The organism is Burkholderia sp. S171, from assembly GCF_009766085.1.
In the GTDB taxonomy this organism is placed as follows: Bacteria; Pseudomonadota; Gammaproteobacteria; order Burkholderiales; family Burkholderiaceae; genus Caballeronia.
The window spans coordinates 1-22,372 of sequence record NZ_LMUF01000017.1; the positions used below are offsets into that span (position 1 = coordinate 1).

The window sequence follows — 22,372 nt, forward strand, 5'->3', positions numbered from 1 at the left end:
AGCAGCAGGCGTTCGGACTCCTTGCGGTAGGTGTCGAACGTCGCCTTCGTATCGATGAAGCGCGCGAGCCACGCCCTGATTGCGTCGACGTCATTTTGTGCAGCAATTTGAGGACGGTTGCCGAGCGCGCGGTTCGTGCCATTGCCACCGTCGAACTCGGGCGGCAGCTGTAGCTGTTCAAGCGGCTTGAGCGACAGTAGGGTGCCTTCGGACATGCGGAGGGGCTCAGAAAACGGCATGTTGGGGTGAGACGCGCTCAATTCACACAATCACTCATTTTACTCGACATTATAGTCATAATGTCTAAATTATGGATTTCTATTCAAGGTAATTAACGTTATACGTTATATTATCAACAGATCAATTGTCTGGAACTGCTTGCCATGGATGCTTCGCCCGCCCTGGAGGCGCAACTGCACGCGGACATCGCGCAGGAAATCGACCGGCTGCGCACGCAGTTTCCGCGCACCCAGGAGCTGTATCGCGAGGTCTGCGTGTTATTGTTTTTCCGGCACGGCATCACCCCCACCGCGAACCGGCTCTATCAGCTGGTGAAGAAGGGCAGCATGAGCGCGCCGGCCGAGGCGCTGGCACGCTTTTGGATGACCCTGCGGGAAAAGAGCCGGGTGCGCATCGAGCATCCCGACTTGCCGGCGGAACTACAGTCCGCCACCGGGGAACTGGCAGCCGCGCTCTGGACGCGGGCGGTCGACATGGCGCAAGAACAACTGGCGACCGCGCAGCTCGAAACGCAACGATCGGTCGCGGACGCACAGGTCAGGCAAGCTCAGGCCGAGGCCGAACGCGACCAGGTGCGTCAAGAACTGAAAGGCAGTGCGGCCGCGCTGGACGGAGCGCAGATCCGCATCACGGAACTGGACCAGGCGCTGGCCATCTCCGTCGCCGCGGTGTCGACGCTGGAGGAGCGGTTGCATCTTGCGCAACAGGGCGAGCAGCAGTTGCAGCGGGCGCTCGAAACCGCGCGGCATGATTTCGCTTCTGAACTGGACAAGCTGCGTGCAGACGGCACGCTGGCGCAGGAGCGGCTCAAAGCTGCCGAGACCCGGGCGCTGCTGGAAATCGAACGCGAGCGGCAAGCGGCCGCACGCTTGCAGAAGGACCTTGATACGGTTACCCGTAAAGCGGAACAGGGCGTCAGCCGTCATCGCGATGACGTGCAAAAGCTGCAGGGACAACTTGGTAATCTGCGGCAGCAAGTCGGTGTGCTGGAGGGTAATCTGGAGGCGCTGCGCACCGCGAATGCGCGTTATGTCGCTGAAGCGGCGCAGGCGCGTAATCAACGCGACCAATTGGCACTGTCGCTGACGCATGCCGATGCAAAGCGACAAGTGTCAACGGCAAAACGGGCAGCGGAGCGGACAACTGGCCCGCGCACGAGTAGTGCGCCGATGCGGAAATCGCCACGCGTGCGCAAATCTTGATTGCATCGCGGCGGTATCCGATGTCGGCGTCACCATCGAAGTTCGACATCGCGCTCAAGCCTCGTAACGCGGTATCTCCACCACCGAAGTCGCCTTAGGACGACCCAGCGCGTCGCAACGGGCGATGGCGGCTGGCGCGTACGCGCTTCAAGGTGCGCCTCCGCACATCGAACGGGAACATTAAACCCGACCAGATACTTAGAATTCGGCGTAATCGGCGTTTTGATCCGCAAAATGCTACAGTTCTGCTCGTCATAAAAACAATGAATCTAACGATCTGAGGGGACGATTGATGGCGGGAGAAATGGCTGTTCATTTGTTTGATGTGCGAGCGATTCAAAGGACGCCTCCGCTGACCGAACTGTTGGAGCGTATTCACCAAGACGGCATTGCTAATCGCTTGAAGACTGTTGGTCAGCAAGAGGTCCGCCTAGAAACTATCGCGCCGCCCCGCAGCGCGGATAACAATACCGCGTATTGGCTTCTGGATTTTACGAAGATTCGATTCGAGCACGGGCCTGGTAAGGCAAGCAGAGAAGATCCGATTGAGGGCTTTGAACTCGAAGCAGATCAAGGGTTCGGTGAGGAGACGGCGGCGCTGTATGACCCGCAACGACAAGTGATACTGATCCAGTACAACCACTATGGCGTGCGGTCCTCGATCATGAAAAATTACTTTGCGCTCTATGGCCATGACGCTAACGCTGTGGGGTCTTACGAATTCAACATTCGTATGGACGAAAGCGCTGATGTGAAGTTTGCCCAGAAGGAAATCATCACAAAAATGCACTTCAAAATTGCGCCGCCTCGAATGACACAGGCGCAGCGTGACGGTAACGTATCCCTTGGTCGCTCGCTGGATGTTAGCGATAACCTAGGTGCGGAAACCATTGAGGTTATCGTCTCCGCTGGTCGAAGCGGGAACGCGGCATTATCATTCCAGCGGGCAAGGGCACTTGCGCGTCGGTTGATGGAGATGCGCCATGTAGGGGAAGACCAAGATCCGATTGTGTCAAAGCTAGAAGTCGTCGGACGTGATTCCTTGCTGGAACCGCTCGATGTTGTCGACCTCTTAAAACCAAAGCTTGAACAACGAATCGGCGACCTTATCCTAGGTGCCGATCGGCGGTACACTCAACGCTCCCGGTGGGATGGATTAATTCGCGCCCGCAATGGCTGGGGGCGCGTTATCGCGGGATGACCATGTCACTGAAAACAGAGCGTTGGTACCCATTCGTTATATCAGGCGCAGCGGGCATCGCATGGTGGCATTTCAAACTTCCATTGCCGGAAGCGATAAAGGAATTCTTGTCGGCGGCCATAAGCGTCGGTGCAATACTCACTGGATTTATCGCCACCGCCCAAGCTATCCTTGCGGCCTTGCCTACCGACACAGTTGTGGGCCGTCTGCGAGCATCCGGCTACATTGATGATCTCATCACTTATCTAGCGGGCGCGCTCTATGGTTGCCTATGTTTCAGTGTCTACTCGATGGCGGGTTTTTTCTGGAACGAACATCTCCCATATTGGTATGGGCCTGTCTGGATCGCACTTGCTGGATTCTCTGCGATGTGTTTCCACCGCGTATCTAGAATCTTCTTCAAGATTCTTCGGTGGGCACCACCCGTGTGAATAGGGAGTGAGTAAGGGTCATTGAACTCGTTGTCGAAGGGCTAGCGGCGTGGCAATCAATTGCACATTTACGCCGTTGTTTTCGCTCGCATGGCGCTTTGTCGACTCGTGCCGATTCACGGGCCAATGCTGAGGTAGCCATGCCAAAACGACTGATCGGCGCGAACGACATAACCGTGCTGCAGGTAGTTCACATCGCTCGCGCAGAATTCATACAAACGGGACAAGTGTCTTGAGGCACATGGTGTGATTTGTAGCTCCATCAATACCCCATAAAAATCGTCGTCGCGCGTTCTATGGGTGTAGTTTCTGACGCGAGCAGGTAAGCCGAAAACCGCCCGGACCCGTGACGGCTAGGGCTCACCTATTTGCTTAGCAGCCGAGGATGTACGAGACCGGCGAGAGGCAACTGAATCATATCCTCGAACAACGCCGCCCGGTTTCGTTCAATCTCTGCCCAATCCCCGTCCGTATCCCCGCCGAGAAGAACTCGTTCAGTAAAGCCGAAGGCTTCGTTGACTTGCTCGACAGTCATGTTGCGGAGGTGACGGGTTCCTGCATACATGTTCATGATCTTGTACACCTCTGGAAATGTCACGCCCCGCTCAACGACGAGCCGCACCGCGCGAATGAGAAGCGGTTCACGATCGGATCGCTTGCTGATCTGCGCAAGCGCCTCAGCATCATCGGTACGAGGGCTTACAGAGTAACTATCTGTCCAATGCTGCCAAAGTACATCGTCGCATTCGTTCTGAAACTGAATGACTCGATCTCGTACACGAATGTTCTTCACCTTCCCAGGCTCGATCGTCGTAAGCCACGCAGCCATTTTTCGAATTGGCAGACATGTCATGCTTTGCGGGCCGCCAACAGAAGGTATTGTCAAATCGACAACACCCCATCGTGTACGGTTGTCAGTTACTTTACGGTACTGGCTCGCCCAATCTAGGCCGATCCCTCCCACGATATTTCATCGGGGTGTAAGGTTGACCTTTGTGCTCGATCAGGTATAAATCCACACCGTAAAACGGTACTTTAATTTGGCGCGTCCGCGCCGTGGTGGTAGTATCCACGTGTTCGTCCTAGTAGATTGAACATTAAGCCTCTGCCGGATCCGCCAAGATTGCCGGTAGGGGCTTTCCCGCTTTAAACGCGGTAGCTTCTCAAAGTTGTCGTCTGTTTGCGATCATCCTCCGTGGCCTATGCGGCATCCTCATCTTCGTCTGGCGCATTCTTCCGCCACTCAATGTCATCAGTAAGGTCCATCGGGATGGCGATGGGGTCTTCCTCTTCGTGAATGCTGTTCCAGTGATCTGCGTCCAACGAAAGCTGAACGCCATCGCCGACCATCTGCTCACGGCGATTAATTAGCGACTTGTGCATTTGGTGTCGCGGCGCTTCGTCAATGTCGATCCACAACGTGAGCTGTACCCCTCCCTGGCTAACCGGCAGGGCGTGGTTGGCGCGGTATGGTTTTCCCGTCCTGGGATCGCGGCGAAACTCTTGTCGTGCAGCCTGTGTGAACTCCGTCGCCAACATGTCGAAGGGATCTTTGGGTTTGGGCAATGGCCATCCGCGCTGGTGCGCAAACTTGGCTACCTTCTTCATATCGACTTCGTGTTCGCCGGTTATTTCTTTGTACAAGCGAATCAAGTACTGCATTTCCACATGCTTAGTCACTTCAACTCCCCAATCAAAGTCCAACCGGAGCAATGTCGCCCCAGCCATCAACCATCGCACCCGGCGTTACGATAGAACGTACCTTCACCAAGTGAGTGCGGAAACGATCATAGCGTCCTGTACGGTGCTGAAGCTGTCCCGCGATCAATCCGGGATGCACATTGAGAGTTTTGGCGAAGCCCAAGAGGTCTCGTTCCGCGAAGAAAGGCGCTTTGCGCGCGATGAATGAGTCCATTTTCTTTCTCGGGACGCAGAAATCCGAAGCGGCGGCATTCGCTATTTTTTCCTCTTCACTGACGGCTTCTCCAGTGCCGGCTCTTTCGCCTTCCAACTCTGCATCAAGGATGATTGCGTCCTTTCCATGTCCTTGGAGAACGTGTTCTAGTTCGTGGCGCAAAACGAACCAAAAGTTGTCCAACCGATCGTGACGAAGAGTCATGCCGATAACGGGAGAGTGATCGTTTAGCCACATGCACACTCCGTCGATCTTCGCGGATGTAAGCGACTCAACAAGGACAAACCGAATTCCACATTCAGCGAGGATCTTGGGCACCTTTCGCGCTTCCTCGGCCGCGGCTAGGAGCGCTGCAAGTTTTGCGACTGCCAGCTTGCCCATCTGAGGGCTATATTTCGGGACAAGCATTTCGCTTGCGATTTCGCGAACACGATACAGCCACGCAATTTGAACGGGCGTCGGATCCCCGTGCACGAGAGTTTTCTTTGCGGCATGCGGGAGCACTTCGATTTCGCTAGGAGTCTCCGCTTTGAAGAATTTTGCCAATGCATTTTCTACAGATTGGACATCCCGCGCGTCGTCGGCGTTTAGCCAACCGCGCTTAATCATCTCGATGACAGGTAAGCCCCCGAACAAATGAGCGCGAGTAGCCCGGCCGGGATCCGGCCTAGCTGAAATCCGGGCTTTAGCGAGATCGAAGGACTTTTGAAGGTCAAGAAAATTCTCGGCCGGCACCTCGAAGATTTCTTCGAGCGACACCGCCATTGCGGCGTCCACCGGTCGTTTGTCAGAGGCGAGCCTGTTGATGCTGCTGTCGTCGACGCCCAAAATCACCGCGAGCACGCGTTTTGACCATCCGCGCGCTTCCAGAAGGGCATCGATGTACTGTCCTGGTGTTCGAAAGTCGGTCGGATCGATTTGCATAGTTTTCACAATACGCCACTTTGCGCAAAAACGCAAAGTGGTAGTTTGCGCGGGCAGTCGCGAATTTCGGCCAAAAACGCTTCGTTTCTCGTGAGCGCCACACGTCTACTCTGACAGGCGGGGTGATTGTCTTCGAATCGGCGCCTCTTAAATCAGCGGGGCGGCGGCTGTACACATCTGGCTAAACCTCAATGCTGATACTACCGGTTACAGCATTGCCGGCGCTGCAAAAAGAGCCCGCATTTCGCGGGGCGAGATTTTCAACCGACAGTAGCTTGGATGTAGCGCTCGACGGGGTCTGATCGCCGCGTCCGTTGCGGGCGCTGGGAACAAGGGTAGATCCCGCAATGGTGGCAAAATAAAATCGGTCTACTGGGGTGCCTTGATCTCGTCCGGCAACTGCTCGCTGATACCACCGGCAAGCCTGTGCTTGCAGCTGAGGTGGACGAACCTGTTTTGCTGGGCGCCGCAATTCTGCGGTGGTGTGGCTCGCGGCCGGTTCGCCAATGTGCACTCGGCGATGAGAAGCATGTCGCAGATCAGCAAGACCTACGAGCCGGCAGGGGGAGATCTCGCGACCCTGCACGAGACCAAATTTCAGGCCTTCACGCAGTTGCAGACGGTGGCGAGGAAAATTCGATAGCGCGCGGTTTGTGGCGGTTCAGCGGACATCCACGTGCTGATCTGAGTTGCGTTGAAGAGCCAGGCGGCAAGGTCTACAAGCCTAGATTCGCGGACTCACGTTTGATCAATTCGCTGGGTACGATGACCGTGCAGGCGCGCCGAGATGGATCTGCGAGCCGGAGCGCCAGCATGCGGACAGCCTCGCTCGCGAGTTGCCGAACGTCTTGACGAACCGTGGTCAGCATATAAGTGGGACGCGACGCATCGGGCACGTCGTCGAAGCCGACAATCGATATGTTTTCCGGAACGCTCAAGCCAAGATTGAATCGACATGTATCGAGCGCGCCGAGTGCGGTCTGGTCGTTCGCACAAAAAACCGCGTCGATTTCTCCATTCGACCTTCGATACGCCGCGGACATTGCCGAGCTTCCTTCTTCGTAAGAGAAGTCGGTATGGACCGCATTTACCCGGATCGCACCAAGTCGCTGCACTTCTTCGACAAAAGCATCGATTCGGGCTCTGCTCACGGGCGCATCTTCCGGACCGCCGATGCACAGAAAGCGGCTGTGTCCGGCTTCGCGCAACGCCATGGCGATGCGCTTCGACGCGTTTGCATTGTCTGTTGCGACGCAATCCACGCCACGCGCCGTGGAATGCCTGTTGAAGAGCACGACAGGCACGTCGTGTTGCTGAAAGGCCTTGATGTCGACGGCCGACAGGTCGGCACAGGAGATGAGTCCATCGAGTGGAAAATCCAGTGCGCGACCGAGCGTTTCATGAACAGCCTGGTCGCTCTCGACCGTGATAAGCAGCAACTTCGAATTCGCCGCGGCCAAGGCTTCGCCTAGCGCAAACAAAACGTCGGGGTTGTATCGCAGCGTGTATTTCGTGACGATGACGCCAACCGCCTCGGAGCGCCCGAGAATGAGCGAGCGTGCCAGCGCGTTTGGCCGATAGTTGAGCTGCTCCGCGACAGCCAGCACATGCGCGCGTGTGTCCGGGGAGATCGGGCTGTCTTTCTGGAAGCAGCGCGATACGGTCGATTGCGCCACGCCCGCGGCGAGCGCAACGTCGTAGGACGTCGCGCGGGCAGGGCGGGGCGAGGCGGTGTCTATTGGCGGCATGGCGTGGGTGTTGGACGGATGAATCCGCCCTGGCCAGATAGCAAATGGATACGCGGCCGAAAGCGAGATTCTAACCGGGCCGCCCGCTCAGGCCGGCAGGCCCATTGCGGCGACAGCTTGCTGAGTCTCGTACGGTAGCAGGCGCAGCGGCGCCACATAGCCATTGTGGTCGACGCCAAAGCCCTCTTGGGCCGCCGCCGCGACGATCGCCGCGGACCATATCACGTGCTTTTTCTGATCTCCCGTCGTCATGACCGCGACAAGCAGCGGTGTGTCGCCAACAGATCTGACGGAACGCCAGACATTGGCCGGCACCGAGTACAACGCCTGACGGGGCACGATAACGGGCGTCTCGTCGGCGCCTTCGTTCAGGACCAACTCGGCTTCACCGTCGAATACGATCAGGACCTGCTTTGCATCCACGCGATGAGTCCCGATCTCCTGCCCCGGATCGATCCGCAACCAGTCGATAGAAAATCCGTGCGGATAGAGAATCTCCGCCTGCTGGTCGCGATCCTGCGTGATGCCGAAGCCCACGATACTTGCGACCTCGGCGCGATGACCAGGTAGCACGCTGTCGAGCAGGGCATGCCGCGACCATTTCCGGTCGGCGACCTTGACCATGCGCTTGCGCATTTCATCGGGCGAATAATGACGCAGGCTCTCGGCGGTTTCCTGGTCGACGGGCTTGAGCAGCGCGTCGTCTGAAGGCTTGGGCGTGCCATTGCTGGTATCCACAAGGAAATTTTCCTTTGTCAGGTAGAGCCCATGTTGCGCCGCCTGCTCAAGGATCGATGGATGCCAGATGATGCCGCCGGTGTCATCGCCGCCAAGCGCCGAGAAGATCCAGCCGTCGTCATCGCCAACATTACTGAAGCCGCGAAAGATCCAGGTGGGAATGCTCAGTACGTCGCCGGGTTCGCCGATCACGGTGCCTTCGTCTCCATTCGCACCCCACCGGAACAGCCAGCGGCCGCGGAAAATCATGAAGACCTCTGCCGTGTAATGTACGTGGAGGTTGTTCACGACGCCGGGCGGCATGGCCGCGACGCCGAGACTGAAGCCATGTGGTTCGCGCAGATTGACCACCTGGTCTTCGCTTTGCGATACGCCTGCTCCGATCAACGAATAATTTTCCTTGCGCTCGGAACCCTTCATCTTGCAGTCGATGAACGCCACCTTGCACGCCACCATGTCCGATCTGAGAACCAGGCGGCTCTTTACCGCGGCCTGGTCGAGCGTCGTTGCTTCACCCATGTTCATCTCTCCGTTCCCGTGTTTTCGCGACTTCATGCATTCGAATGCATAGGCTAATGCAAAACGAGCGAGAAGGGCAAGTTCAATGAAGAACTGGCACGCTTGGGAAAACGTCAGGAGATATTGGTTTCGAGGTATTGCGCAGCCTGCGCAACCGCGATGTCGATGAAGTTCATCAACGCGGGATGATCGTCGTCGGATCGCCAGATCAGGTCCAGGACAGCGCTGACAGGTTTGTCGATATCCAGCGGCCGGAAGGTGACGCCTGGGAACCGCATGTGCCTCGCGGACGCTGGAACGATGGCAAGTCCAACGCCGCTCGACACCAGCGCCACGACCGTGTAGAGCTGGGTTGCGTCCTGCACGATCTCGGGCATGACGTCGGCTTCGTGAAGAATATCCGAGACGATCTTGTGGAAGTAGAACGCGTCCTTGCGGCTGAAAAGAATGAACGGTTCGGCAGCCAGCGCTTCGACCGGCACACGTTTGAGGTGCGCCAGCGGATGATGTTCGCCCAGCGCGAGCATCATGGGTTCGCGGATCAGCGTGCGCGTGGCGAGTTCGCCGCCGTCATTACCGATCGGGCGCACGAACCCTATGTCCATCTCGCCGGCAAGGATTGCTTCGCGCTGTCTTTGCGTCACGCCTTCCCGCAGCTCGAGGCGAATGTCGGGATGTTGTGAGCGATAGGCGCCAATGCATTGAGGCAAAAGCTGCGGCAACGCGCCTGCCACGAAAGCAATTCCGAGGCGTCCTCGTTCGCCACGGCCGGCGAGCTTCGCATGCTCGATCACAACGTCTGCTTGCGCCAGCAGCCGGCGCGCCCCCGACAGCAGCTCGACACCTGCGTGAGTGAGCCTGAGCGGGCGTTTGCCGCGGATAAACAGCGGCGTGTCCAGGCTCGCCTCCAACTGCATGATCTGCTGGCTCAGAGGCGGCTGCGTGATATGGAGGCGCGATGCCGCGCGTCCGAAATTGAGCTCTTCCGAAAGCACGACGAAATAACGAAGCTGGCGCAAGTCGATCATGTTTCATTCCTAAAACGTATGAAACTCCAACGAATAATATATTAGACAGAACAAATTGACCGGCGCAAATTTCTTTCCACGCCGTAACAAGGCGCGAACCAAGGCACCGATCAAGACCCGGAACGCATCAATGGAGCGACCCCATGTTTCATCGAATTGCCTGTGTGGCCTTTTATGTCGCGATGACCGTCACCGGTGTCGTGACGACGGCTGCGGCAGCCGGCGAGACAGCACCCTACGGACTCAAGGCCGGCAAGCCGTATGCGGGGCAGTCGATCAAGGTCATGGCGGTATCGACGCCGCAGTTCACTGCGCTGCAAAAGCGCACGCAGGAATTCACCGACTTGACCGGCATAGAAGTGAAGTGGTCCTTCGTGCCGTTCAAGGCGCTCCAAGAAAAAGTCACGAGCGTGGGCGTAGCCGCGAACGGCAACTTTGATGTAGTGAACTATCTGGATCAGTGGGGCGCGTCCTATGCATACTGGCTGATGCCGCTCGACGATTACATTGCGCGCGACAAGCTCGATCTCAACGACTATCCACCGGCATTTCTCGAAGCTCTCACCATCAACGGCAAGCTCAACGGACTCCCTTTACGCAGCAACGTGCAAATGATGCTGTATCGAAAGGACATCTTTGCAAAGCTCGGGTTGAAGCCGCCAAAGACCTGGCAAGACCTGATCGATGCAGGCCCGAAGATCCGTGCAGCCTACCCGGGTGTCGCGCCGCTCGGTTGTTACTACGGCGCGGATGGCAACCGCCAGAACCTTTTTGCATGGGCGGACTTCGTGCGTGGCGCGGGAGGCCGGATTCTCGATGACAAGGGCTATCCCGCATGGACCTCGCCAAAAGCAATGGAAGCCACACGCGCGTACGTCGGCCTGATGACGAAGAACAACCTGTGCGGGGCTGGCGCGACATCGAATGTGGAACAGGACAGCCGCGTCGCCTTTCAGCAGGGCAGAAGTGCGGTACTGCCGATCTGGCAATGGGCTTATTCAGCCGCCACGAATCCGAAGGACTCGACGCTCACGAAAGATCAGGTTGGCTTTGCGCCCATGCCGGCCTACAAGGCGGGCGATCCGCCAAGCACTGTGATCAACGTGATGCCGGTTTCCATCTCGGCTTATTCGAAGCACAAGGACGCATCGTGGGAATTCCTCAAATGGGTCACGAATTCCGATCTGGACAAACGCAATGCGATTGAGCGCAACGTCAATGGATTTGCCGTTGTGAACAGCGTGGTGAACCGCTGGTCGAGCATGGGCGATCCCCAGGTCAATGCTGCAAACGACCACATCCTGCTTGCGGCCAAAGCGGCGCTCGAAGGCAATGCCGCACCGATGCCCGAAGTCGTCTACTGGCCGGAAGTGGCAGATCTTGCCTCGGTGGCGATCAACCAGGCGGCGTCCGGCGGCGACGTCGATGCACTCATGAATACAGCAGCGCAGCGCGCGAACCATGTCGTGCAGCGCGCGCTTCGCTAGATCTCGAGCAGTACGCGTCCACTTGAGGAACATGTGTCATGTCTGAACGTATCGCCAAGTATGGAATGGTTGCGCCGGGATTGCTGATCGTGCTCGGCACGGCGCTCTATCCGCTGGTCACAACCTTCTATCTCAGCTTTCGCGACTGGAATCTCGGCCGCGCGAATGAATCGAAGTCCTTATGGTTGCCCTCCGACGGCGTGTCACAGATTGGTTATCTCTTCGATAACTACACGCGAGCCCTGACCGACCCGTCGATGTGGAATTCAGCGTGGGTCACGGCGCGCTTCACGGTGGCCTCGGTGGTGCTGACCGTTGGGTTCGCGCTCGCAATCGCCGTGCTGCTGTTTCGCGGCGGCCTGGTTCGCGCGGTCCTGCGCTCCATGCTGATCCTGCCGTTCGCCATGAGCCCCGCATTGATTGGCGCGCTCTGGCGCTTCATGGCAAACGCCGACTTCGGGGTGGCGGGCGCAATCAGCCGCGCGCTGCATCTGAAGGAAATCGACATCCTTGGTAACGCGACCGCGGCGTTCTGGCTGGTTTTATCCAGCGATGTGTGGCATTGGACGCCGTACTTCGCGCTCATCTTCATTGGCGCGCTGGCGTCGGTGCCGAAGGAAAGCCAGGAAGCGGCAGAGATAGACGGCGCAAGCCCGCTTCAAGTGTTTTTCTCGATCACGCTGCCGCAGTTGTGGCCGGTTCTGGCGGTTGCCATGGTCCTCAAGGCCATCTTCGCAATGAAAGTATTCGACCAAGTCGTCATGATCACAAATGGCGGTCCCGGACAGGCTACGCAAACACTCACGCACTTCATCTATTTCCAAGGCTTCAAGTACCTGAACATGGGTTATGCATCGGCGCTCGGCTGGCTTCTCGTCATCCCGATGATGGCGTTGACCGTGCTGTACGTCCGTCTTTCTCAGCGCGGGAAATAAGGAACGACATGAACTCGAAATCCATTCCCGACATGTTGCCGCATACGCAATCCGCATCCCCCGCCGGCTATGCGACGCCGCGCAGGTTTCGCGCTTCGCTCGGCTGGTTTGGACGCGGCGTTGCAATGGCTGTGCTGTTCGTAGTGATCGTGTTGCCGCTGTTGTGGATCTTGTCCGCCGCGTTCAAGCATTACGTGGACATCTACAAGTTGCGCGTGACGTTCACGCCTACCATCGGCAATTTCTTCGAGATCATGCGCGAACCGTTTCGCGTGCAGGACAAACTGATCAACTCGATCATTGTTTCCGTGAGCACGGTCATCATCACATTGCCGATCGCAACCGCTGCCGCGTACTCGTTTTCGCGCTTCAGACTCTTCGCGCACAAGTCGATGCTGGTTGCCGTGCTCGCAACGCAGTTCCTGCCGCCCGTGGTGATCGTGTTGCCGTTTTTCCTCATGTTCCGCGATCTTGGACTCTACGACACGCGCATTGCGTTGATCGTGGTGCAAACCGCGCTTGTCATGCCGTTCGCGATCTGGATGATCAAGGGTTTCATAGACCAGATTCCGATCGATATTGAAGAGTCCGCGCTGATAGACGGTGCGACCCGTCTTCAGGTCCTCTACCAGATGATCATGCCGATCGCGCTGCCGGGCATTGTCACGGCGGGCATCTTCTGCTTCATCTTGTCGTGGAACGATTTCATCATTGCCGTGATCCTGACTTCGGAAGATGCAGTCACGCTGCCGGTCGCCATGAGCCTGTTCAACCGCGAAGAGGGCGATCTGTGGCAACTGCTCTCCGCCACCGGCATTCTCATCATGCTGCCGATGTTCCTGTTCGCTTCGTTCATGCAACGCTATCTGATTCGCGGTACGACGGCCGGCGCTGTCCGCTGATCCGTGCTTCAACTCTTTATTTAAGGCGACGTTCATGACCACGGTCACATTGAATCGCATCAACAAGAACTGGGGTGGTTTCCACGCCGTCAAGGACTTGAACCTGAGCATTGCCGAAGGGGAGTTCCTCGTGCTGCTCGGACCGTCCGGCTGCGGCAAGACCACGACCATGCGCATGATCGCGGGCCTCGAAGATCCCACCGGCGGCGACCTGATGTTCGACGGCGAGCGCATGAACGGCGTGCCGCCACGGCAACGCGATGTATCGATGGTATTTCAGAACTACGGTCTGTATCCGCACATGAGCGTGTACGACAATATTGGTTATCCGCTCAAGCTGCGGGGTGTGACCGGCGAGCAGCGCGATCGCGAAGTCAGGCGTGCGGCGGACCGGGTCGAACTTGGCCAGTTGCTCACTCGCCGCCCCGCGGCGTTATCCGGCGGTCAGCGTCAACGTGTGGCGCTTGCGCGTTCCATCGTGCGGCGGCCGCGCGTTTTCCTGATGGACGAACCGCTGTCGAATCTGGATGCCAAGCTGCGCGGGTCGATGCGCGCGGAGCTCAAGCACCTCGCACGCGAGCTTGCCGTTACGACGGTGTACGTCACGCACGATCAGGTCGAAGCGATGACACTCGCCTCGCGCGTCGCGATCATGAAAGAGGGCGTGCTTCAGCAAATCGACGCGCCCGAGAAAATCTACAACGAACCGGCCAATGCGTTCGTCGCGGGTTTTATCGGCTCGCCGGCCATGAATTTGCTGCGCGGCGAAGGCAGGGGTGGTCAGTTTGTCATGTCGGACGGGCTTGCTTTTCCCATCGCGCCTCCGCGCAACGGACCGCTTTATCTGGGCGTGCGCCCGGAAGACGTCGTGGTCGGCGCGGGTGATCTGCCAGGCGCTTTTTCAGCAGATATCTTCGCGTTCGAACTGCTCGGCGACGTCACCCTCATCACGCTGAAACTTGCCGGTGAGCACTTTGTGGTCAAAGGCGACAAATCCATTCGATACACCGATGGCGACCGGATCATCGTGCGGCCAGAGCCATCGAAGATGTTCTGGTTCGACGGCACGACCGGCGAGCGCATCAAGACCGGCTGACGGTGCGGGCTGCCCCTATTCAGTTGCATAAGCTTTAAGTTTGAACCAGGAGAACGAGTCACCATGCGTCCCAACTTAGTCAAACAGAAGTTCCTCGCGGGCGAACCCATCGTCAATGCATGGCTTTCCATCCCGAGCAGTTATGCGGCGGAAGTCGTGGCGTCCCAAGGATTCGATTCGGTGACAGTCGATCTGCAGCACGGGATGATGGGTTTCGAATCTGCATTGACCATGTTGCAGGCGGTCAGCATCACGCCTGCAACACCTCTGGTCCGCTGTCCTTCGCTCAATCCGCCAGAGATCATGAAGCTGCTCGACGCAGGCGCTTACGGCGTGATCTGTCCTTCTATCGATACCCCCGAGATGGCGCGCGAATTCGTTTCTGCCTGCCGCTATCCGGACGCCGGGCAGCGCTCGTTTGGTCCGGCGCGCGGACTGCTTTATGGCGGACCCGATTACTTCAGTTGCGCCAACGACACCGTCGTGACGCTTGCCATGATCGAATCGCAGCAAGCGCTCGATCAACTCGATGCAATCCTCGATACACCCGGCCTCGACGGTATCTACATTGGCCCGAACGATCTTGCGTTGAGCCTTGGCATGAAACCCGGCATGCAACCGAACGCGAGGCTGGAAGAAGTGATCGGGCGAATCCTGCGGGGCGCCCGTGATCGCGGTCTGCTTGCCGGCATATTCTGCAGCGACGGCGCCGCGGCGCACAGCCGGCTGGAAGAGGGTTTTCATCTCGTGACACCTGGCAATGACGCTAACGCGCTTGCAGTTGCAAGCACGTCGCGCCTCCTGGCGGCGCGTGGCGCGGGCGGAGCAACAGCCCGCGGCGGCTACTGAAACTCGCTGAAGGAACAGGGCAATGGCCGCCATTCCGCTAATCTTGTTACCGGGAACACTGTGCGACGCGCGTGTCTGGCGCGCACAGGTCGACACATTGTCGGCGCAGCGGCCGGTCGTCGTATGCGAGTTGGGCAGCGAACGGACCATGGAGGCCGAGGTGGCCTCGTATCTTGCGATACTCCCGCCGCGGTTCGTTCTCGGCGGTTTTTCGCTCGGTGGAATTGTGGCGCTGGAGTTTTACAGACAGGCGCCGGATCGTGTGGCCGGCTTGATCCTTGTCTCGACCAACGCGCGGCCCGATCCTGAACCAAGCAGGGACAAACGCCGGAAGCTGGTTGAACGGGTCGAAGCCGGCGAGCTGGAAAGTGTGCTCGATGAGTTTCTTTTGCCCTATTACTTTTCGCCTGAATGCGGGCATCGTGGTGAATTGACAGCTCTGATTAGGGCGATGGCGCATTCGAGCGCGGCGAATTTTGCGAACCAGTCGCGCTATGCAAGCGATCGTCCGGATTCAAGGCCGATGCTGAAATCGATAACCGTGCCCGTTCTATTGATCTGCGGTGATTCGGACGTGTTGACGCCGCGCGACCGGCAGGACGAGATGGCGCAAGAGCTTGCGCAAGCGAGCACGGTGTTCATTGCACGATGCGGCCATTTTGCAACGCTCGAGTCACCTGATGCATGTAATCAAGCCATGCAGCAATGGCTGCTGAGAATGAATTCCTAGCCGTTTGATGGAAATTGATCGCCGGAAGTAATAGATTACTTTTTAGTTAGGAAACCGATTTAAAAAGTACGCTGAAAGAAAAACTGTTGAGGCGTCAGTTTCTTTTCGCCGCCGATACCCAAATCCACGCAAGACATTCCGCACGTCAACACAACCTTTACGAGCCACGTGAAATGAAACCGACCCGCGCGCTTTTATCCATTGTCTGCTGTTCCGCTGCCATTAGCGCTCATGCACAAAGCAATGTGACGTTGTACGGCATTATCGACGAAGCCTTCCAGTACACGACGAACCAGGCGGGCGGCCACGCTTATCAACTGGCCAGCGGAACATTGAGCGCTTCGCGTTTTGGCTTCAGGGGTCGTGAGGACCTCGGCAGCGGATATGCGGCTATCTTCCAGTTGGAGAACGGCTTTAACGCAAACACCGGCAAGCTCGGGCAGAACGGCCGTCTGTTCGGCCGCCAGTCGTGGGTAGGCATTTCGACGCCTTACGGCGCGGTCACGCTGGGTCGTCAATATGATTTCGAAACGACTTTCGTGGGGCCGTTCGAATCGGGTTATGCATGGTCTGGCGGTCCCGGCACGCAGCCCGGCGATAATAACAACATGAACGCCAGCTTTCGCTTGAACAACGCCGTCAAGTTCGTCAGCAACCCGTATCACGGATTGACTGTCGGTGCGGTGTATTCATTCGGAGGCACGCTCGGGTCGGTCACCAACAACAGCACGTACGGCGCCGGCATCACTTACACAATCGGCGGCTTTGCGGCTGCGGCGTCGTATTCGCATATCGATCATCCAAATACATCCGTGTACGACGGAACGAACACCACTACCGGCGTGACCGTGTCGGGGTTGAGCTACTCCGGTTTCGTATCGGCGAAAAGCCTGCAAATCAGCGCTCTTGGCGCCTCATACACGTTCGGAAACTCGACGATTGGCGGGACTTTCAGCAACGTCGACTTTGGCAAACTGGGCAGCGGTTCGGGGCCGAATCCCGAAGGGTATTCCGGCACTGGCGTTTTGAATACCGGCGAAATCAACTACCTTTACCATTTCACGCCGGCATTCAGTGCGGGCACTGCATTCATCTATACGCGCGTGAATTCGACGGGTGGTGCACCAGGCGCGATTTATCGCCAAATCAACATCGGAACAACATATAGTCTTTCTAAACGCACGGATGTGTATGTTTGGGCATATGGTCAGAACGCCAGCGGGACCAATTCCGTGGGCGGCCCGGCCGTTGCGCAACTCGCCTTTACATCGGCTTCTTCCACCAACAAGCAGCTTGCCGTGGTGGGCGGTATCCGACATCGTTTCTAAGCATGGATGAGCTTTTTGAGCTTTCAATTGAGAGGAGCATAAGGTGAGCTTTGACCTAGGGTCGTACAACGATGTCCCGGACTTCATTTATGGAATCACGCGTGAAATTTGGGAGGACCGGGGAATCGGCGGGAAGCTCGACAAGCATTACGCGCCCGATATCCTGCTGCGCGCCGCGACCGGATTTACCGGAAGCAACAAAGGCGTCACGGCGCAGACGCTGCAGACGCTGCATCAGTTCCCTGACCGCCAGCTCGTTGGTGAGGATGTGATCTGGACGCCGTATGGCGACGGCACCTTTCTTTCGTCGCATAGATTGACCTCCGTGATGCGTCATACCGGCGACGGCATTCTCGGCCGCGCCGAGGGACGCATGGTCCGCAGCCGGATCATCGCGGATTGCTGGGTAAGGGATCAAGTCGTGATCGAGGAGTGGCTCGTGCGGGACCAGGCTGCTTTCGCGCGGTGCCTGGGCACAAGTGCGCGCGCGCTCGCCCGCAGCATGACCGACCGGGAACTTAAGCAGGGCGTGCCAATTTCCTTTTTCACGCCTGAGCACGACAAGCCGAGCCGCTATAAGGCAACGGTGCAAAGCGACGACGAAACCGTTCACCGTTATCTCGGCGGGATGCAACGTCTTTGGCACGACAAGGAAACCGCCGTGATTCGCGACATGTATTTCCACGGCGCTGCGTTTCATGCGCCTGGGGGAGATGTGCTGTACGGGCATGGTGATATAGATACTTTCGCGCTTGGTTATCTCGCGTCATTTCCCGATGCGGTGCTCAAAGTCGAAAGCGCACGGGTGAATCGCGATCCTGAGCAGCCAGTCAGGGTTGCGGTGCGCTGGTCGCTCACGGGCACGCATTGCGGCTTCGGACACTTTGGAGAACCGACCGGCGCGCCTGTCTACGTCATGGGCATGTCGCACGCGAATCTCACGAAAGACAAGGTAATGACGGAATTTTTCGTTACCGACGAAGTGTCGATTTGGAAGCAGATTTTTGCCCATGCCGAAAGCAACGCTGGCGTTTGACCATCGTGACGTGACGCTTCACACGAGGTCGGAGAAAGATCACCGGCGTCGCTAGGTCCATTCCAGCAGTCGTGAGCAAGCGGCACTCGCGGCAGAATCAGGAACGATTATCAGAGCGAAGCTGGCAGGTTGAGATGGCCCCGGCCATTTTGCATCATACGGGGCATCGAGCCGCGCGTTTTTCGCGATTGAGCCGAGCAATGTCCTGTATGCGTCTCTGGCGAAATGTTATCGGGTCGACACGGCGAGAGATAACAATGCAAAGCCTTTGTAAAGAACTCAGTGAGGAATGCGGCTCAGCGGGCAAGCGCGTCGAAGGCGGCGGAGTCAGGTTCTCCGGCGATGGCCGGCCGGCTCACCAACAGCGCATGCTGGTGGTCAATCATCGTGTTACGTTCAGCAATGCCACCTTCCTGAGCGCGCCTTAAAAAAATCCTTCTTCAGTGTCAACTGCTCAACCTTCACGTGCAACACCTTGACGTCGGCCGGGGCGGGCTCGGCTGACGTCTTTGCCCGTCTAAAACCTTTAGGCAACGCGTTCCTGCAATTTCTTTTTCCAGTTATCCGGTCCAGGTGTACTTCGAACTGCTGCGCCAACTCCGTTCACGGCGGGATGGGCTTCATTGAGGAAACGGGCGCGGCGCAGTACTACCGCGATGCGCGAATCCTGTCGATTTATGAGGGTACTCCGGCGGTTCAGGCCAACGACCTGATCGGGGTATTCGTCCTTTTCGTGCTAAATCTGGCGGCTTGCCTTGTTTTTTCGCATAAAATCAATGGATTGAGAAGTCATTGACTTTGCTAGATGCAGTCCCGCTGGTGCAAAATCTGGCGCATTCATTCTGCCGCGCGGTGAGCGCGCGACCGAGGGTGGCCAGCAAATCCGCACCATGCACCTGCTCTTATTCGCGTCTACGCTTCGTCTCGGCGCCAGGCTTTGGCGACGACACGCGCGTTGTCTAGGCTCAACTGCGTGATCTCGTTCCGACAGACGATGACTTCTGTATCGAAGTTCGTCTTCGAGCCTTTGCAGACCCGCTTTACGATCCGACCATGCGTCGCCAAGGCGCCGCATCCAGCAACATGTCGCGATAGCGCTCGATCGGAAAGCTCAACGTTCCGCGGAAATTGACATGCGCGAAGTGCACCGGCCCCAGTCGCCGCAACCAGTCGTCGTCAATCCCCTGTCCTTTGCGTTGCCAGTCATCAAGCGTGGTCTGCATGCGCTGCGTATTCCACGCAATCACCAGGTTTGTCAGCAAGGTAAGCGAGCCGGATATTGCAATCATTTCGTCACGGCGCCGTCCGCGCTCAGGAGCGACCTTGCCGGTGTAGATCGCACGCTGCAGTTGATGAACCGATTCGCCGCGGTTAAGCAACGTGTGAATTTCGCGCCGAAACTCCACGTTGCTGAAGTAATCGCACAAGAATAGCGTGCGCAGTAGCCTGCCAAGGTGGTCCGCAGCGCGGTACACAGGGTCACCCTGTGCCGCGCTGCCGAACCGCTGTAATGCGACAATTGCGCTCACGCGTCCCGAGTGAATCGACGCGACGAGGCGCAGCAACTCGTCCCAGCCACCACGAATCGCCTTGAAGGATATCTCGTAGGCAAGGACCGATGCCAACCCGTCGGGACCAGCCACTCGTCGCGGCAAATACAGTTTCCTTTCTGAGAGGTTGCGCAGCCGCGGGCAGAGATCGAAGCCGAGCAGCTTCGACACCGCCATTCCAACATTTGTGTACCCGTGGGTGTCTACCGAAAGTCGCAGCACCCCACCGTCGTCACGGTTCACGTTATGACGAATCACGCCCTCGATCGCCACTCCAGCCTGACGTTCATTCAGCACGATCGGCTGGTTATAGACAATGCCATGCTGATCCAGCACGTGCGTGTACATGCCAACAGCATGAGTACGACGTCGCGGGTCGACCCGCGCGTAAAAGAGGTGTCGTGACGTATCCAGACTCATTGAGTCGCTCGATGCCTGCCGCCCGGTGCCCCAGAGTTCCGTAATTGGATGCGTGCGCTGGAATTCCACCACGCGGTCGTTTGCACGTGGCAGCCGACCGGGCATCTCAAGGAGGCGCATTGCCGTCGAAATGTGCGCTGGGTCCAGTTTCAGGATCATGGCGGCGACGTTCTTCACGTCGATTTCCGTGGCGTGAGCGATCAACGCAGCGTACAGCGAGACCAGTTCATTCGCATCGCGCGCCTTGCGTGACCGGAGCACTTCACTGAAGCCAGTGTGAGCATCCATTTCCGTGAGCATGTCGGCGAACTGCACGGTTCCGATCTGCTTGAATATCAGATCCCGCGTGCGTTTCGGTATGCCGTCGGTCGGCAATGCCTCGATGGCGGACAGGTGCATCACGCCGTCGGTGCCGATCGTCACGCGGCCTGCCTCGCGCGCTTCCTCCAGCGCAGCCAGGCCTACCTTCAGGTGTTCCGTCAACCGTTCAAGAAACGGCTCTGCGGTTCCCGGCAATCCGAGCGACGACAGATAACGGCCGCGATCGCTTTCCCATTGCGCGGGTGGTATCAGTAACTGATCGCGTTCCCGGAACGACAGGCTGTGGTTGACCCAGACCGAGCCGCGGCGAAGCCCCTTACGCAGCCCCGTGATTGCCGATGCTTCCAGTGCCCGCAACGCGCGCACCCGATCGCCACCCTTGATGAGATCGCTCCAGGCGGCGCTGACCGGCACGTCACTGTCGGGCGGCAATTCGCTCGCGCCGCTGTCATGCAGTGCGCCGATAAGTTCGAATTGTCGCAGGCTTGGTTCCGCTTCTCTGCCTACGAAGCCTAGCTCGCGTAACGGCCCGAGCAGATTGCGGATACGGTGATGATCGTTGGTGAGCGTTTCGCGTACGCTGGCTGCGTGACTTGCCGATGGTTTGTCTACGAGATCCTCGAGAACCTTGCCAATATCATCGAGACGTTCTTGCGCCGTACGCTTGCTATCCTGAACCAGCGCCTTGATCGCGACCAGTTGCTGCCGGTATTCGACAGCCGAGCGTGCCTGCCTGACGGTCGTTCGGTCGTAAGCCTGCCGCACGAGGTCTGAGACCCTACGCCCTGTTTGATAGAGTAGCGCGTCCGTCAACTCGAGCAGCGTGACGCGCAGGAAAAAGATCATCTCGATGGTGCGAGTCGACTCCTTGAGTTCGCGGACCTTCGCAGGCCGGCGCGCCTGGATGCGCTGCGCGTACGCACGCTGCTTTTCGATTGGAACGGCGTCGAGTATCCCCGTATGCGCACCGAGTTCCTTGAGGCCGGACCTTCATATGGGTTTCGGTGAGCGTCGAGGGACTGTGTTGCGCTGGTGGCGCCTTCAGCCATTCGGGCACTCTCATCCCAGAAGTCCCATGCTGGGCGGAGAGGACAGAATCGGCATGAACCAACTGTGTTTTCGTGACTGTTGCCTTGATGCGGGCGAGCAGACAACGCTCAACATCCGACCAGATCGAACTGCCGAGGTCCCGCAGTTTCCGTTCGGCGGGTATCAGGATGCGACGCTCATACAGCCAGCAATGGGCGTGCTGGAGCAGCTCATCAAGGGTAAGGGATTCGATGGCATCCTGTCGCATCCACGCTTCCAGTCCTGCCCAGTGGCTCGGTCCGATCGACGTCAGGCCGAGATATTCGCAGATCCAGACCTGATGCTCGTACAGCGTCTTATAGCGCCGATAAAGTGTGCGAAGGGACGCGATAGTCGGGGTGGGCAGGCCGAGCCGCTCGCCAATGTGGCGCAGTAACTGGCGCGGGAGTGTGCCGACATGATCGAGGGTGCGGCCACTGGCCCGCAGAAAGACCAGTTGGATGGCAACGCCGGCAAGGCGATCGCGCCGAAAGCGCTCGTTGATTGCTGCAATGTCGCTGTCAGTCAACGTGAAGTAACGCTCCACGTCGAATTCCGATAGTCGAGCAGGCAGGCGATCCTGTCCCACATAACGAAATTCCAGGCCTGGCATCCCCGCCTCCCGTCAAGGTGGCGCGATCTGTAATCGCGGGCAGATATGTTATCGCAGATGCTTTTTTGAGCCTTCGGACAAAAGTCGGAAC

The 22,372-nt window shown here is 57.9% G+C and carries 18 protein-coding genes and 3 pseudogenes; 13 read left to right on the plus strand and 8 right to left on the minus strand.

Features of this window, described 5'->3' with window-relative positions:
• Positions 1–215 (minus strand): annotated as a pseudogene (locus GSQ93_RS10285) (integrase); the annotation flags it as partial.
• Positions 216–383: 168 nt separating this feature from the next.
• Between GSQ93_RS10285 and GSQ93_RS10290 the strand changes: the two are divergent.
• The 3 genes from GSQ93_RS10290 (at position 384) to GSQ93_RS10300 (ending at position 3,074) form a co-directional block, all read left to right on the plus strand.
• Complete coding sequence (locus GSQ93_RS10290) at positions 384–1,442, plus strand: DNA-binding protein (protein ID WP_158935560.1); 1,059 nt, start codon at positions 384–386, stop codon at positions 1,440–1,442.
• 304 nt (positions 1,443–1,746) lie between these two features.
• Complete coding sequence (locus GSQ93_RS10295) at positions 1,747–2,643, plus strand: DUF6731 family protein (RefSeq protein WP_158935561.1); 897 nt, start codon at positions 1,747–1,749, stop codon at positions 2,641–2,643.
• 2 nt (positions 2,644–2,645) lie between these two features.
• The gene (locus tag GSQ93_RS10300; RefSeq protein WP_158935562.1) at positions 2,646–3,074 is read left to right on the plus strand and encodes a hypothetical protein; all 429 of its coding nucleotides are present in this window, start codon (positions 2,646–2,648) and stop codon (positions 3,072–3,074) included.
• A 364-nt stretch (positions 3,075–3,438) separates the two neighbouring features.
• Here the strand turns inward: GSQ93_RS10300 and GSQ93_RS10305 are convergent, their stop codons facing one another.
• From GSQ93_RS10305 to GSQ93_RS10335, 6 genes are all read right to left on the minus strand, one after another.
• A complete protein-coding gene (locus GSQ93_RS10305; RefSeq protein ID WP_216857598.1) occupies positions 3,439–4,038 on the minus strand; it encodes a phage antirepressor N-terminal domain-containing protein in 600 nt (199 codons plus the stop codon).
• A gap of 236 nt (positions 4,039–4,274) precedes the next feature.
• On the minus strand, positions 4,275–4,754 hold the full coding sequence (locus tag GSQ93_RS10310) for a hypothetical protein (RefSeq protein ID WP_216857599.1): 480 nt from the start codon (positions 4,752–4,754) through the stop codon (positions 4,275–4,277).
• A 13-nt stretch (positions 4,755–4,767) separates the two neighbouring features.
• Complete coding sequence (locus tag GSQ93_RS10315) at positions 4,768–5,913, minus strand: helix-turn-helix domain-containing protein (RefSeq protein WP_158935563.1); 1,146 nt, start codon at positions 5,911–5,913, stop codon at positions 4,768–4,770.
• 716 nt (positions 5,914–6,629) lie between these two features.
• Complete coding sequence (locus GSQ93_RS10325; RefSeq protein ID WP_158935564.1) at positions 6,630–7,661, minus strand: LacI family DNA-binding transcriptional regulator; 1,032 nt, start codon at positions 7,659–7,661, stop codon at positions 6,630–6,632.
• Positions 7,662–7,748: 87 nt separating this feature from the next.
• Positions 7,749–8,918, minus strand: a complete 1,170-nt coding sequence (locus GSQ93_RS10330) for a hypothetical protein (protein WP_158935565.1) — start codon at positions 8,916–8,918, stop codon at positions 7,749–7,751.
• 113 nt (positions 8,919–9,031) lie between these two features.
• Entirely contained in the window at positions 9,032–9,946 is a 915-nt protein-coding gene (locus tag GSQ93_RS10335) for a LysR substrate-binding domain-containing protein (RefSeq protein ID WP_158935566.1), read from the minus strand.
• Positions 9,947–10,089: 143 nt separating this feature from the next.
• On the opposite strand from GSQ93_RS10335, the gene GSQ93_RS10340 reads away from it, so the two are divergent.
• From GSQ93_RS10340 to GSQ93_RS10385, 10 genes and pseudogenes are all read left to right on the plus strand, one after another.
• Entirely contained in the window at positions 10,090–11,433 is a 1,344-nt protein-coding gene (locus GSQ93_RS10340; protein ID WP_158935567.1) for a sugar ABC transporter substrate-binding protein, read from the plus strand.
• A gap of 38 nt (positions 11,434–11,471) precedes the next feature.
• Positions 11,472–12,368: a carbohydrate ABC transporter permease gene (locus tag GSQ93_RS10345; RefSeq protein WP_158935568.1), complete on the plus strand. Its 897-nt coding sequence runs from the start codon at positions 11,472–11,474 to the stop codon at positions 12,366–12,368.
• A gap of 8 nt (positions 12,369–12,376) precedes the next feature.
• Positions 12,377–13,270, plus strand: a complete 894-nt coding sequence (locus GSQ93_RS10350) for a carbohydrate ABC transporter permease (protein ID WP_216857600.1) — start codon at positions 12,377–12,379, stop codon at positions 13,268–13,270.
• Between the two features lie 34 nt (positions 13,271–13,304).
• Positions 13,305–14,366 (plus strand): ABC transporter ATP-binding protein, encoded by a 1,062-nt coding sequence (locus GSQ93_RS10355; RefSeq protein ID WP_158935569.1) that lies wholly within the window; start codon positions 13,305–13,307, stop codon positions 14,364–14,366.
• Between the two features lie 63 nt (positions 14,367–14,429).
• A complete protein-coding gene (locus GSQ93_RS10360) occupies positions 14,430–15,215 on the plus strand; it encodes an HpcH/HpaI aldolase/citrate lyase family protein (protein WP_158935570.1) in 786 nt (261 codons plus the stop codon).
• Between the two features lie 22 nt (positions 15,216–15,237).
• The gene (locus tag GSQ93_RS10365; RefSeq protein ID WP_158935571.1) at positions 15,238–15,945 is read left to right on the plus strand and encodes an alpha/beta fold hydrolase; all 708 of its coding nucleotides are present in this window, start codon (positions 15,238–15,240) and stop codon (positions 15,943–15,945) included.
• Positions 15,946–16,118: 173 nt separating this feature from the next.
• Positions 16,119–17,273 carry a porin gene (locus GSQ93_RS10370; protein WP_158935572.1) on the plus strand — a complete coding sequence of 385 codons (1,155 nt, stop codon included), beginning with the start codon at positions 16,119–16,121 and terminating at the stop codon, positions 17,271–17,273.
• A 43-nt stretch (positions 17,274–17,316) separates the two neighbouring features.
• On the plus strand, positions 17,317–18,309 hold the full coding sequence (locus GSQ93_RS10375) for an ester cyclase (protein WP_158935573.1): 993 nt from the start codon (positions 17,317–17,319) through the stop codon (positions 18,307–18,309).
• Between the two features lie 257 nt (positions 18,310–18,566).
• Entirely contained in the window at positions 18,567–18,737 is a 171-nt protein-coding gene (locus tag GSQ93_RS10380) for a hypothetical protein (RefSeq protein ID WP_158935574.1), read from the plus strand.
• A gap of 173 nt (positions 18,738–18,910) precedes the next feature.
• A pseudogene (locus GSQ93_RS10385) lies at positions 18,911–19,039 on the plus strand (acyl-CoA dehydrogenase family protein); the annotation flags it as partial.
• Positions 19,040–19,349: 310 nt separating this feature from the next.
• Here the strand turns inward: GSQ93_RS10385 and GSQ93_RS10390 are convergent.
• Positions 19,350–22,281: pseudogene (locus GSQ93_RS10390) on the minus strand (Tn3 family transposase).
• Positions 22,282–22,372: the final 91 nt, after the last annotated feature.